Origin of the sequence: Exiguobacterium sp. UBA6282 (assembly GCF_002440475.1) — a bacterium.
Classification (GTDB): domain Bacteria; phylum Bacillota; class Bacilli; order Exiguobacteriales; family Exiguobacteriaceae; genus Exiguobacterium_A.
The window spans coordinates 1-13,922 of sequence record NZ_DJUM01000054.1 but is presented as its reverse complement, the minus strand read 5'-3'; the positions used below and the strand labels follow the sequence as shown (position 1 = coordinate 13,922).

The 13,922-nt window shown below is 43.8% G+C and carries 11 protein-coding genes, 1 tRNA gene and 1 pseudogene; 7 read left to right on the top strand and 6 right to left on the bottom strand.

Translation table 11 applies throughout. The annotated features are described in order from the left end of the window. The first annotated feature begins 27 nt into the window (after nucleotides 1-27). Both B2751_RS13895 and B2751_RS13890 read left to right on the top strand, forming a co-directional pair. Nucleotides 28-1,190 (top strand): annotated as a pseudogene (locus tag B2751_RS13895) (IS3 family transposase). Nucleotides 1,191-1,317: 127 nt separating this feature from the next. After that, a complete protein-coding gene (locus tag B2751_RS13890) occupies nucleotides 1,318-1,596 on the top strand; it encodes a hypothetical protein (RefSeq protein ID WP_056063494.1) in 279 nt (92 codons plus the stop codon). Between the two features lie 36 nt (nucleotides 1,597-1,632). On the opposite strand, the gene B2751_RS13885 is transcribed toward B2751_RS13890, so the two are convergent. Then, a complete protein-coding gene (locus B2751_RS13885) occupies nucleotides 1,633-2,367 on the bottom strand; it encodes a metallophosphoesterase family protein (RefSeq protein ID WP_290775333.1) in 735 nt (244 codons plus the stop codon). Between the two features lie 362 nt (nucleotides 2,368-2,729). On the opposite strand from B2751_RS13885, the gene B2751_RS13880 reads away from it, so the two are divergent. After that, nucleotides 2,730-3,752 carry a PTS transporter subunit IIC gene (locus B2751_RS13880; protein ID WP_035412440.1) on the top strand — a complete coding sequence of 341 codons (1,023 nt, stop codon included), beginning with the start codon at nucleotides 2,730-2,732 and terminating at the stop codon, nucleotides 3,750-3,752. 97 nt (nucleotides 3,753-3,849) lie between these two features. On the opposite strand, the gene B2751_RS13875 is transcribed toward B2751_RS13880, so the two are convergent. Then, nucleotides 3,850-3,922, bottom strand: a tRNA-Val gene (locus B2751_RS13875). Nucleotides 3,923-4,106: 184 nt separating this feature from the next. Here B2751_RS13875 and B2751_RS13870 point away from each other — a divergent pair. Further along, nucleotides 4,107-7,247 carry an efflux RND transporter permease subunit gene (locus B2751_RS13870; protein WP_290775331.1) on the top strand — a complete coding sequence of 1,047 codons (3,141 nt, stop codon included), beginning with the start codon at nucleotides 4,107-4,109 and terminating at the stop codon, nucleotides 7,245-7,247. A gap of 200 nt (nucleotides 7,248-7,447) precedes the next feature. Here the strand turns inward: B2751_RS13870 and B2751_RS13865 are convergent, their stop codons facing one another. Next, a complete protein-coding gene (locus tag B2751_RS13865; protein ID WP_047395064.1) occupies nucleotides 7,448-8,275 on the bottom strand; it encodes a D-alanyl-D-alanine carboxypeptidase family protein in 828 nt (275 codons plus the stop codon). Nucleotides 8,276-8,488: 213 nt separating this feature from the next. Between B2751_RS13865 and B2751_RS13860 the strand changes: the two genes are divergently transcribed. Next, nucleotides 8,489-9,034 (top strand): methyltransferase family protein, encoded by a 546-nt coding sequence (locus B2751_RS13860; RefSeq protein ID WP_035412434.1) that lies wholly within the window; start codon nucleotides 8,489-8,491, stop codon nucleotides 9,032-9,034. 17 nt (nucleotides 9,035-9,051) lie between these two features. Next, nucleotides 9,052-10,539 carry a phytoene desaturase family protein gene (locus tag B2751_RS13855; protein ID WP_290775327.1) on the top strand — a complete coding sequence of 496 codons (1,488 nt, stop codon included), beginning with the start codon at nucleotides 9,052-9,054 and terminating at the stop codon, nucleotides 10,537-10,539. A gap of 58 nt (nucleotides 10,540-10,597) precedes the next feature. Here the strand turns inward: B2751_RS13855 and B2751_RS13850 are convergent, their stop codons facing one another. Genes B2751_RS13850 through B2751_RS13840 form a run of 3 tightly spaced genes read right to left on the bottom strand, consistent with a single transcriptional unit; the run spans nucleotide 10,598 to nucleotide 13,181 of the window. Further along, on the bottom strand, nucleotides 10,598-11,164 hold the full coding sequence (locus B2751_RS13850; RefSeq protein WP_290775325.1) for a histidine phosphatase family protein: 567 nt from the start codon (nucleotides 11,162-11,164) through the stop codon (nucleotides 10,598-10,600). 18 nt (nucleotides 11,165-11,182) lie between these two features. Continuing rightward, nucleotides 11,183-11,830: a response regulator transcription factor gene (locus tag B2751_RS13845; protein WP_290775323.1), complete on the bottom strand. Its 648-nt coding sequence runs from the start codon at nucleotides 11,828-11,830 to the stop codon at nucleotides 11,183-11,185. Between the two features lies 1 nt (nucleotide 11,831). Beyond that, the gene (locus B2751_RS13840) at nucleotides 11,832-13,181 is read right to left on the bottom strand and encodes a sensor histidine kinase (protein WP_290775321.1); all 1,350 of its coding nucleotides are present in this window, start codon (nucleotides 13,179-13,181) and stop codon (nucleotides 11,832-11,834) included. A 148-nt stretch (nucleotides 13,182-13,329) separates the two neighbouring features. Here B2751_RS13840 and B2751_RS13835 point away from each other — a divergent pair, with 148 nt between their 5' ends. After that, nucleotides 13,330-13,881 carry a YdhK family protein gene (locus B2751_RS13835; protein ID WP_035412424.1) on the top strand — a complete coding sequence of 184 codons (552 nt, stop codon included), beginning with the start codon at nucleotides 13,330-13,332 and terminating at the stop codon, nucleotides 13,879-13,881. Nucleotides 13,882-13,922: the final 41 nt, after the last annotated feature.

The following is a 13,922-nucleotide window of genomic DNA, read 5'->3' as shown; positions in this document are numbered from 1 at the left end:
AAGTACTAACATCGGAGGTGTTTTTGCATGGGCAAAAACGTATATTCAAGTGAAGTGAAATGGGCAGTAGTAAAAGATAAGCTGAATGGTAAGTTAACGACGAAAGAGATTATGGAGAAGTACGGAATCAAAAATGAATCTCAAATTAAAACATGGATGAGATGGTATCGCGCTAACGAACATTATCGATTTGATCAGCCGATTGGAAAACAATATACCTATGGACATGGTCCAGATTCTGCAAGTGAGGATGATAAGAGAGAACGACAAATGTCTCATCTGAAGATGGAAAACGAAATCTTAAAAAAGTACATGGAGATCGAAAGAGAGTTGAGAAAGAAGTACTCATAAAAATTGTAGAGTTTCTTCGGGGAAAGTATACAATCACCGCTATTCTTAGCGTTTTGAATGTACCGAGAGCAAGCTATTACCGTTGGATTAAAGAATCTGTGAAAGCACCCTCGGTGCTCGAAAAAGCCATCATTGGACTAAGTAAGCAGACGAAGTATCGGAATGGACATCGAAAAATAAAGGCATTATTACAGCAAATTTATCAGTTGAAAGCCAATCGGAATACCGTGCAGAAAATCATGCAAAAACACCATCTCCAATGCCGGATCAAGCCGAAACGAAGATGGAAGTCTCAAGGTGAGCGCATCGTAACGGCACCGGATCTCATCAAGCGCGACTTCACAGCAAGTAAACCGAATCAGAAGTGGGTGACGGATATCACTTAGATCCAATACGGCAGCACGACGAAATATCTTTCAACTATCATGGACTTATTCAATAACGAAATCATCGCCTACAAGTTATACGAGCATCAACAAACGCCTCTTGTGATCGATACGTTGAAGATAGCGCTTGAGAACCGAAACTATCCCGAAGGGGTCATCCTTCATTCGGACCAAGGCAGTGTCTATACGTCATATGCCTTTCAAGAATTCGTTAAGAGCAATCACCTAATAAGTAGCATGTCTCGTAGAGGAAACTGTTGGGACAACGCAGTTATTGAATCGTTCCACTCTAATTTAAAGTCCAAGGAGTTCCAGTACGTCAAATTTAACTCGCTAAGAGACCATGAGGTCTCTGAACGCGTTATTAATTACTTAAACTACTATAACGAAGAACGAATCCAAGAAAAATTAGGCTACCTGACACCGAAAAGATACGGTGTACTGGCAGCTTAATCAAGGTGTTTTATATGTGTCTCATAGTGCTAGGTCAGTCTATACGTTCATCGATTCGTCACGTTTTTTCCTGCAAGACATATAGTCATCTTTGCTCCTTCCCTTATACTAAAAAAGAAATGGAGTGATGATCGTTTTGAGTTTATCGACCGGAATCATCTTTGTATTACTCGCTTATACACTTATGTCGCTTTACGACATGTGGCAGGTTTACCGGACAACGAGCAAGCTCTGGATATTTGTTTTATTTCTTGCAACACTGATCAGTCTTGTTCTTGCCTTTTTCGTGGCCCCTGTCCTTGCACTATTCTTCTACTGGTCACGTCACTCGTTGAAACGAAATATCGGCATCCTGTTACTGATTATCGTCTGTCTCGTCTCAATCATGACGAAACTGTCTGCATGATCGACTTCCTTCATGAACTATTCATGAAGGTTTTTTTCATGATCTATTTCCGAAGAAGAGACGTCGCATCAATTCACGTTCCGGCATTTCTGTTGTATTGAGTACATTTAGAAATGGTCGATCATCATATGGAATCGTCAGAATCTCCGAACGTACTTGTCCTTTTTCTAAAGTGAGGATTGCTACTGGGGCAAGAGCTGTTTCCTGACATCCGACCGCTCCAGGGTTGATGTACAGCGTTTGCTCCGTCTCAACTTGTTGTGCTGGATGGTGGTGACCAAAGCCAATGATTCGCGCCTCATTTCCAGAAAAAAGGACGGGTAAGTTTTCTTTTGTTCCATCCACTGCTGGCTTTAAGGGTTCCTCACCGATTTTCTTCGTCTGATCGGCATAGGCATAATGTGTCAGATACATCGTTTGTTCCTGATGGGTGACATTCAATTCACGCGGTAAACGCTCCAAATAACTCTGATTCTCCTGCGTCAATGAATCTGCAATCCATTGATGATGCTCTTTCGCATGTTGGTAACTAGCGGGATAGACATCCCCATGAATCAAAGCAAGGACGCATTCATCATGGTTTCCTGAAATCGTCTGAATATCAGATCGCTGCCTTAACAAATTGATGACCTCATTATGTTCAGGTCCGATACCGACGAGATCACCGAGGCAATATATAGCATCGATGTCTGAAGACTGATCGAGATAGGACAACACGGCACGCAATGCTGAAGCATTCCCGTGAATATCTGTAAAAATCATTACTTTCATGTAAACGCCTCCATTGTTAGTACATTAGGATTTCCCGATGATAGCGTGAATTCCTATTAGATTTAGAGAAAAAATAAATTGTCAGAAAATATTGATTATTGATCAGAAGCATGTTAGGCTTAGAAAAATTCACAGAGAGGGGCACGATTGAATGATTCCGACGCAACAGCCATTTAACCAAGCCGGACGACTGATTATTCTATGCATGAGGGACTGAAAACTTTTCCGATGATGAAACGGAAATGATTTTTGGGCCCTCCTTTCGATGCATCGAATGAGGCGCCCGCACAGAATGAGTGGCGCCTATCCCAAAAATGGATAGGCTTTTTTCATGGCAAAAAATAGAGATAGATAGAGAGAGGATGACAACGTTGAAAGAATATGCGATGGATCGAATGGTAAAAGTATCAGCTGGAATGGCGAATGCCGTTCTTGTAACACTCGGTGTCGGACTCCTGATTGAGACGCTCGGCAATTTTTTACATATCCAAATGCTACTGACGATTGGCGGCGTCGCAAAAGTACTGCTTGCTCCTGCACTCGGTGCCGGTATCGCCTTTCAGCTCGGAGGAAACACACTTGTCCTGTTCAGCGCGATGATCGCAGCGACGATTGGTGGTGCTGCGCTTCAATCGACTGCTTCTGGACTCGTTCTTGCCCCCGGTCAGCCAATCAGTGCATTACTCGCAGCTGCGGTCGCTGTATATGTCGGAAAACGCATGACTGGAAAAACGAAATTTGACATGATGGTCATCCCGATGAGTGCTGTGCTTGCCGGTGGTATCACTGGTATCGGTGCTGCTGCCGTAACGACACCACTCCTTACAAAATTCAGCGCTATGATCACCGCTTCAGTCGAATCGTCTCCTATTGCTACATCTCTTGTCATTGCACTCATCTTTAGTGTCTTATTGATGTCTCCCGCTTCGTCCGCTGCACTCGCTATCGCTTTGCAGCTTGATCCTGTAGCAAGTGCCGCTGCACTCATTGGCTGTTCCGCTCAATTCGTTGGCTTCACATTGATGGCATATCGTCAGACGGATCCCGGTGGTTTGATTGCTTCATTCTTTGTCACACCTAAAGTACAATTCCCGAATATCGTTAAAAATCCACGTCTTGTCGTTGCACCGTTTCTCGCAGCGATGATTTCAGCTCCTGTAGCGACGCTTCTTCTCTCTTTGAAAGTACCATATGAACTCGCTGGACTCGGTTTAAATTCGATGATTGCGCCACTCAATATCTTCGTCAACCAAGGTCCTCAGGCGTTCCTTATCTTCTTCTTGACTGGTGTCGTTTTACCTGGCGTCTTGACACTCGTCTTCTATCGATTGACGACTGTCGCAGGCTGGACGAAGCGTGGCGATCTTCATCTCGAAATCCAATAAAATAATATCTCTACCTTCCAACTATTCCTGATTGATTTCGGGAATAGTTTTTTTAATGCAAAAAAAATCGTTCCTTCGAAAAGGAACGATTTCGGTATGATTCTGACTGGGCTCGAACCAGCGACCTCTACCCTGTCAAGGTAGCGCTCTCCCAGCTGAGCTACAGAATCATGCTGTGTTGTTACTGGGTATATTTTTATTATAGCAGCATATCGAAAGGTGTAAAGCCTTTTTAACAAAAAAAATTATCTTTTTTCAAAAAGATCTTTTTGAATAAAACAGTTTTAAAGTTGCGGGTTCTATGAGTGTCCTCTACTATGTAAATAAGCACATATAAACGAAAGGAGTGTTCATATGAACTTTTTAACCCGATTCAGTTTAAAGAATTCGGTGGCTGTTTTCATCATCGCCATTCTTTTAGTTTTAGGAGGCGTCTATTCTTTCTCGAAATTAAAAGTCGATCAGTTCCCAGAAATCGAATTTCCTCAAATCTCTGTTGAAGCAGTATATCCTGGTGCTTCACCCGACGATGTCGATAAACAAGTCGTCTCGAAGCTTGAAACTGCTTTGAAAGGAATCGAAGGAGCTACTAAGCTGACAAGCTCTTCTTATGAAAGCATCGGTATCTTAAACATCGAATTCCCGTTCGATACTGATATGGATAAAGTCGAACAACAGATTGATGCTGCAATCCAAGATGCGAATCTACCAGAGGAAGCAACAACGAAATTAAATCGTCTGTCCTTTGGATCGTTCCCAATCTATAATATCTCTTTCTTTAGTAAGGATGGTAAAGACATCGAAAAAATCCTCAAGGACGATATCGAACCTGAACTTAATAAGATTCCAGGAATCAATAGCGTTTCCGTTGGTGGCTACAAAGATGATCTCGTTCAAATCACCGTCGATAATCAGAAAGCAACAGAAGCAGGACTCTCGCTCTCAAGTATCAAGGAACAAATCAACGGAAAGTATGTCTCGTTCCCATCTGGTCAGCTATCAGAAAACGATTCACAAATACCGATTCGCGTTGAGGAAAAACTAGAAAATCTAGATAAACTAAAAAATCTACAATTGACACCCGTTGCAGGTGCGACTAGTTCAGCTAGTAGCGATCAAACAGGTGGTTCATCTGCTGGCGGTCCACCACAAGGTGCAACACAAGGACCACCAAGTACAACAGGTGGAGCAGCTACAGATCAGGCGTCTGAACCTGCAGAACCGATTCGTCTAGAAGATATTGCAAAAATAGAAGCAGTCTCGCAACAAAGCGAAAAAACACGTTACGATTTAAAAGATTCCTTATCGATGGCAATCACGAAAAAACAAGATGCCAATACGGTCGAAATCGCAGATGAAGTCACGAAGATCCTTAATAAATATGACGATCAAGTCGACTATACGATTGGGATCGATTCAGCGAAGGATATCGAGGAATCCGTCGCGACACTCGTCAAAGAAGGATTACTTGGTGCCCTCTTTGCCTCTCTCGCTGTACTCTTGTTCTTACGAAATATTCGCGCAACGATTATTGCCATCGTCTCGATTCCTTTATCGTTACTCATTGCTGCTATCTTCTTGAACTGGCAAGATATTTCTCTGAACATCATGACACTTGGCGGGATGGCCGTTGCGGTCGGTCGTGTCGTTGATGATAGTATCGTCGTTATCGAGAACATCTTCCGGCGTGTTCGAAAATCCGAATCCGGTATGACGGATGAGATCATCGAACAATCGACAAAAGAGATTTTAAAAGCAATCACATCATCGACGCTCAGGACCGTCGTCGTCTTCCTGCCAATCGGATTCGTCGGTGGAATCACTGGTAAGTTCTTCTTACCGTTTGCTTTGACAATTATTTTCTCATTACTTGCTTCACTACTCGTTGCGATCACGATCGTACCGATTCTTGCGAAATTTGCCTTTAAGAAGGTTCCAGCAGAAGAAAAAGAAGGTGCTCTTCAACGGTGGTATGGCAAGCTGATTGAAAAGTCACTCTCGCATAAGGCGACGATCTTAATTGTATCGTTCATTCTTCTCGGCGGTTCTCTAGCGATCGTTCCACGTCTCGGCTTTACGTTCATTCCGAACGAAGCCTCAAAGACACTAACGGCATCGCTTGAACTTCCGGCTGCCACATCGCTCGAGAAAACGAGCGACGTCTCATTTGAGATGGAAAAGATGTTTGATAAAGAACAAGCAATCGCTGACGTCACGACGTCTGTCGGAGCACGAGACTTTACGACAGGCTTACGTCTCGATAATAAAGCAAGTTATTTCTTGAACCTGAAGGACGGCGCGAACGTTGAGCAAACGATCAAATCACTTGAGACACAGATGGAGGACATCGCTCAAGAGGAAAACGTCAATGTCAAAATCAGCGTAGCTGAATTATCAACAGGTGGTCCTCCGTCGAACAACAACGTCGATGTCGACCTGTTCTCGAACGATCTCGAAGCGCTTCAAAAAGCTGCGAAATTAGTCGAGGATAATATGTCCAAAAATAGTGATTTAAAATATATCACAAACAACTTCAGCGAAAAACAAAAGCAATTCCTCGTTGAAATCGATCCTGAAAAAGCAAGTGATCGTGGACTATCCGGCTTCCAGATCCTCGGGACCGTCAATGATCAAACGAAGCCTGTTACTGTTGGAACGTTGAATCTTGATAATAAAGATCAAAATGTACAATTGTCTTATGAAAAAGGACTCGTTTCGAAGAAAGATCTCGAAGACGTCCAACTGTTCTCAGCAAACGGTCCTGTTGCTCTAAAAGATGTCGCGACCGTCAAAGAAGTTGAGACCTTCACATCAATTCAAAAGCTCGACGGAAAAGTATATGCTCGCGTTTCCGGACAAGTTAAAGGAGACGACGTACAAAACGTTTCTAATGCTGTAAAAACAGAGGTCGAAAAAATTAATTTACCAGACGGTGTCTCGTTGACAAGTGGTGGTGGGAATGATGATACAGTCGAAATCTTCCAGTCCCTCGGAATCGCGATTGTCGTTGCAATCGGGCTTGTTTACCTGACGATGCTGATCACGTTCGGAAAAGCACGAATTCCGTTCATCATCTTGTCTTCACTGATTTTTGTTCCAATCGGTTCACTCGTCACGCTCTTCTTTGCAAATGAACCATTATCGGTCAGTGTCATGATCGGCTTCTTGATGTTAATTGGTATCGTCACCACGAATGCCATCGTTCTCGTCGACCGTATTGGTCAAAACGTTGGTCGTGGTATGCCAATTCGCGAATCATTGATTGAAGCGGGTAAAACACGATTGCGTCCAATCCTGATGACCGCATTCGCAACGATCATGGCATTAGTACCACTCGCATTAACAACTTCTTCAGGGACATTGATCTCAAAAGGTCTCGCCCTAACAGTTATTGGGGGGTTAACGACATCTACGTTGTTAACACTCATCATTGTTCCAGTCGTCTATGAACTGTTCTTCTTCAAAAAAGCGAAAAAAGAACGAACAACCAATTAAGTGAACATCAAAAAAGCCCATCGCTTGGATTGCGATGGGCTTTTTATAGTGTGAGGCTTATAATTCCAACGGTTCATCCGTCTGCTCCAATGTACCGTCATGTTCAGCTACCAATCAGCATGCCGGTCATTGTCAAACAGTCCATCTCTTTCATTCAAGACGAATAATAGATGAATCCAACACCCTCTATTTATCATGTTTTAAGATGTCGAAGTCTTTACTGGTTTCCAAGGAGCAAGATGAAAATACTCTTCCATTGTCAACCCACTGAGTTTCAGGCGAGCAGCAAGCGTCGCCCCTACATAACGGTAGTGCCAGCTTTCATACGTATAACCTGTCCACGATTCTTTACCAGATGGATAACGAAGATGGAAACCGTACCGGTGTGCATTCGCGAACAGCCATTTCGCCTCTTTCGTCTTCGCAAAACTGAACATCGCGTATTTAGAAGAATCTGCTCCCCCGATATCAAAAGCGAGTCCTGTCTGATGTTCGCTTTTTCCTGGCTCCGCACTATAAGTACTCGCTTTTTCATATCCATCTCGCGCGACATATTTATCAAACAATGCCTTTTGGTAAGCGTACGAACGGTATGTACTAAATGCGACCAGCGTAATCCCCTCTTTTTTTGCCGCCAAGCGCATTTTCTCAAAAGCTGCACGCGCTTGCTGATTCTCTCCAGGAGCGTACGTCGAACGGAGTGCTAAGTTCTTATTCGCGATGAGTGTCTTGCCAATACGTTTCCCACCGATTTGTTCATCCGTTAACAGATATTTCGTACTCGCATAGCCAATCTTCGTTCCGTACTGTATTTTGGACCACGTACCGATTTTTGATAGTTCTGTTACATAAATCCCTGTCGGAATGACTGCAATACTCGGTTGCTCGACTGATGTCCCTTGACGTAAATGAAGGGATGTCTTGGCTTGACGATAAGAAGAAGTCGCCGCCTCAGCTTCTGATATATAAGTCGACGTACAGGCTACCGTCAATGCCAATGTCGTGATGAGTGTCTTGATGTATTTCATGAATCGTGTATCTCCTTTATGCATGAGGATCTGCATCCATGTTTTAGATTAGAATACCATTATTTTTTTCAAACAGGGTTCATTCGGAATGCTTGTCATGAAAATGAAGTATTTCTGAAGTTTTCTAAATGTAGCTTAAGGGTGAATTGCAATGGGTAAATAACGTTGAATGCGCTTTCGAAACAAGTTCTGAAACAGAAAGGAGGAGCGTACGTGACATTGTGGGAATGGATCTTCAGCATTGGTAGCGTCTGTTGGATCAGTGAAATGATTCGTTTTCGGAATCGATCCGATTCCCGGTCGGGCGCCGCAGAACAAGTAAGTTTTTATTTGATTTTCCTTGTCTTGAGTGGAACGATCGTCTGCTCTTTCCTCTTTGCGGACGAAAGTGTTTCTCCCTGGTTGCGCATCACTTCCTGCCTGCTGTTGTGGAGTGGAGTCGCTTTACGCCTTTGGGGAATTCTCCACTTAAAACAACAATTCACTCGTCACGTCGTCGTCGCAGCTGATGACAAGCTTGTCAGTAGTGGTCCTTATCGTTTCTTGCGCCATCCATTGTACAGTGGATTATTGTTGATCACGATCAGCTTTCCTCTGTTCACGGGACAAATGGTCCTATTCGCTTTCGCTGGAGTGCTCATGTTCTTTTTCCTACTCTATCGAATCCGGATCGAGGAAGCGATGTTGACAAAAGGTTTCGGACCTGCCTATACGATGTGGGCTGCAAAACGAAAACGTTTGATTCCATTCATCTATTAAAAGGAGAAGTGATCCATTTGAAGAAACGTGCAATCGTCATTGGAGCTGGTCTTGCCGGTATGTCTGCTGCCATTCGTCTAGCTGGAGATGGTTACGCAGTCACGATGCTTGAAAAAAATGCAAACGTCGGTGGGAAACTAAATCAGCGCAGCGGGAAAGGATTTACTTTTGATACTGGTCCATCGATTTTAACGATGCCTTGGGTACTCGAACAACTCTTCTCAAGTGTTCATCGTAACTTAGATGATTACTTAGAAATCGAACGCATTGAACCGCAATGGCGTACTTTTTTTGAAGATGGGACAAAAATCGACGTCAAAGGTGACTTACCTGGAATGCTTGAAGAAGTCGAGCAAATTTCGTCAAGAGCGGATTTCGTCGAATTGTTCCGGTACTCAAAACAAATGTATGACTTATGTCTCGACAGCTTTTATAAATACAGTCTCGAAGATTTAAAGGACTTAAAAAAATACCATACGATGTCTGATTTATTAAAGATGGACCCGATGAACACCGTCGCGACCGGAACAAAAAAACACCTCAATGATCCGTATCTCGAACAGCTGTTCAACTACATGGTCATGTATGTCGGTTCCAACCCTTATCAAGCGCCAGCCGTCTTCAATCAAATGATTTATGTACAGATGGGACTTGGCATCTATTATGTTAAGGGCGGGATGTATCAAATCGCGCGTGCTATGAAACGATTGCTTGACGAGCTACGCGTCACGGTGCATCTCAACTCACCGGTTGAACAAATCGTCCTTGAAAATAAAAAAGCAGTTGGTGTCCTTTCGAATGGTACGTTCCATGCAGCCGACATCGTCGTCTCAAATCTTGAGGTCATCCCGACTTACGAACGAATCGTACCTGAGAAAAAAGCCCGGAAGCAGGCAAAAAAATTACAGGCATCGTTTGCTCCCTCTGTTTCTGGACTCGTATTATTACTTGGTGTGAACCGTGAGTACAGTGGACTAGCACATCACAACTTCTTTTTCTCAGAAAATCCAGAGCGCGAATTCGCTCAAATGTTCAAAGAAGGAACGCCTCCTGAGGATCCGACGATTTATGTCGGGGTCTCATCGAAATCTGATGCTTCGCAAGCGCCCGATGGAAAAGATAATCTGTTCGTCTTGACACATGTCCCTCCTCTAACACTCCAAAAAGGTGAGGTCGACTGGGATGCGTATCGTGAAGTCGTTCTTGATAAACTCGAACGAATGGGACTTTACGGTCTTCGGGAATCAATCGAGTTTGAATATCGCTTCACCCCAGAAGATCTGAAGGACTTATATGGTCCAAACGGTGGATCGATTTATGGTGTCGCAGCTGATCGGAAGAAAAATGGTGGATTCAAGATTCCATCGAAGAGCGACTTATACGAAGGACTTTATTTCGTTGGTGGTTCTACACACCCAGGCGGCGGTGTGCCGATGGTCACCTTGTCCGGTCAATTAACAGCTGATTTGATCCGAAAACATGAAGGTGCTATTCCTACGCCTTAAGATTTCTTTGATTACAAAAGAGACGGAAACTGATTTACTCATCAGTTCCGCCTCTTTTTTACTTTACATTCGTCAAAAGTGGTACGACTTGAATGTTCACCTGTTTTCCTACTTTCACATCCATTCGACACACGGCTGGCATCGGTAAGGATTTCCAAAATGCGTAATCAAACGTCGGATCAAATGTTTCTAAAAGTAACACCATGATATTCCCGTGTGTTCCAAGAACGACTGTTTCGTCAGGATATTTCTCCACTAGTTCGTCGATGAATTGCCGAATGCGTTGCGACGCTTCGTTGTTCGTTTCGCCTCCATACGGATTTTCATTCGGATGTTGCCATACATACATAACCGCCTCCTGAAAACCGTCAAGCTCTCCAGGTGCTAGTAATCGCTCTCTTAGTTCTTCTACCTCAATAATTGGTTGTCGACGTGCCTCCGCGAGCGGTGCAACCGTCTCGATCGCCCGCTGATACGGACTGCTGTAGAATCTGTCGATTGGAATTTCTTGAAACGTTTCAAGTAAACGTCTTGCATCTGCCTGTCCTTTATCGGAAAGTGGACGTCTCCGTTCATCCGGTGAGTATGTCGAATGTGCGTGCCGTACGAAATAAAGTGTCGTCATGTTTGAATCTCCTTCTTACTAGTGTATCCAGCGGTATCCGATTCCGCGAACCGTTTCCAGATGCTGTTCGATTGGAAAACCGCAAACACGTAGTTTTTCTCTTAAATGTCTGATATGCGAGTCGATTGTCCGCTCGTCTACAGACGCTTCCGCTCCCCATAACATCGTCGTCAGCTGATTCCGCGTCAAAACACGTCGTGGAGAATCTAAAAATACACCTAACAATTCAAACTCCGTCTTCGTTAACGAAATCGTTTGTTGGAGGTAACTACAACGATAGCCTTCCCGGTCATAGGATAGACCAGCATGCCGCTGCTGTAATAAAACTTCCATTCGTCCGATCAGTTCTCCTTCTTGAATCGGCTTTGATATGTAATCATTCGCTCCTACTTCCCGTGTCCGAATGATGTCTTCCCGCTGATTCCGAGCCGTAACCATCAAGATCGGGATGTTAGAGTGTTCTCGAATGAGACGACAACATGTCCATCCGTCCATATCTGGCATCATGACATCTAGTAAAATCAGGTCGAATACGTGCTGACGGCAGAGATCAAGAGCTTGTTGCGCAGAATCCACAAGCTGACATGTGTACCCATACGGCTGAATATACAGTTTGAGCAGTTCAAGCATTCTCGGTTCATCATCTACGATCAATACATGCGGCATTTTATTTCTCCTTCCACTGCAGTGTCACTTGTGTTCCATGTCCAAGTTGACTCTTGATGTTCAATTCTGCTCCATGTGTCTGCGCAATTGCTTCAACGATGGAGAGTCCGATTCCAGTTCCTCCATGTTTTCGAGAACGAGATGCTTCCGTTCGGTAGAGCCGTTTCTTTACATGAGGTAAAGATTCTGCAGCGATCCCTTCTCCTGTATCTTCGATTTGAATGAAAGCCCCTACTGCGTTGACACCATAACGAACGATAATTTTTCCCGACGTCGTATGTCGCCGTGCATTTTCAATGATATTCACGATCATCTGACGGAGCTGCTGAGCGTCACCCATCACTTCTAATCGCTCACCTTCTATCTCGAACGAAACATTTTCTTGTTCGATGTCTGGACGCATCAATCGTATCACTTGATGAATCAAGTCTTCGACATCGACAGGTTTTCGCTCCATCATAAAAGCATTGGCGTCAATTCGTGCTAACCAAAACAATTGCTCAATCCATTCATTCATTTGCTGACTTTCTTCTCGAATGATCGTAATGTAGCGTTGTTGCTCATCCGGCGTCAACGTTTGGCGTTCGAGAATATCCGCGTATCCCTTTATATATGTCAATGGTGTTCGTAGTTCATGAGATACGGTTGCTAAAAATTCGGATCGTTCCCGATTTAAAAAATCGAGATCTTGTTTTAATTGCTGAATCGAACGCGCCAATTGTCCCAGTTCATCTTTTCGATCAATCGGCAACTCTCCACCTTCCCCATCCAATAGACGCGCTGTCGCTTTTTCCATCTGAATCAACGGACGAGAAATGATTCGGGTCGTCCAAATGCTTGCAGCACCTGCTAATAAAAGCGCTAGCAGACCCACTTGGAAAAACTGCTGTTTCAACGGATCAAGTACGTGATCTACGATTTCTTTAGAAGCGAACATGAATACATGACCACGATGTTCCCCGTTAATGGTGATGGGACTGTCCGTCATTAAAAAGTCACGCATCGTCACGATTTTTCCTTGTTGACGATAATCAAAATCCGTATGCTCTAACATGCTCTTCATCTCATTCGACAAAGGTCGTGACGCTTCAAGTTGTTTTCCATCTGCATCAGTGATCACCACAGTAAACGATGAATCTGCTTCCATCATGCTGACATGGCGCATCGTCGTTTGGTCATAGGAATCGACCAGGACATCACGGTGTGTATTTCCTCGGTTCAGTAAACCGTCTACTACTTCCTGCGTTCGTGTTTGAGACAACTGATAATACAATGTCCCGAACAACACACTGCCACAAATTAAAAATGCCGCAAGCACGATTCCTCCAACTGAGTATGAAATACGACGCATGACGATTCCTCCTTTTTCTCTCCACTTTTAGTATAGCTAAAAAAAACGCGATCGATGCAGACAAACGAAACTGTCACCTCATCTGCACACGATTTGCACATACGCTGGGTATAGTAAAGAAGACTAATGACTTCAGGAGGGTTTTAATATGAAAAAATCATTGACGTTAACTGTACTTGCTCTTAGTTCTACGCTTTGGCTCGGTGCATGTGGATCCGCTAATAACGATGGAAGTAATAGTGACTCACACGACATGTCACATGGAGATATGATGCATTCGAGTGACGGAAAGGTACCGTCTGGTTTAAAGAAAGCTAGTGATCCGACTTATCCGAGAGGCAGTAATGTCACTTTGACGACGAATCATATGGACGGAATGAACGGAGCAAAAGCAACGATTGCCGGTGCTTATGATACTGTCGTCTATGCGATCAGTTATAAACCGACTACTGGTGGAAAGATGGTGAAAAATCACAAATGGGTCATTCAGGAAGAACTTGATCCAGTTCCAACTAAGCCACTGCAAGTTGGTGATGAAACGACTGTCAAGGCAGATCATATGAAAGGTATGGATGGAGCTAAAGCGACGATTGATGAAGTAAAAGAAACGACTGTCTACATGGTGAACTATGAACCAACGGACGGTGGAGAGATGGTGAAAAATCATAAATGGGTCACCGAGGATGAGATAAAGAAATAATAAAAAAACCCGCTTTTCCTATAAAGGAGAAGCGGGCTTTC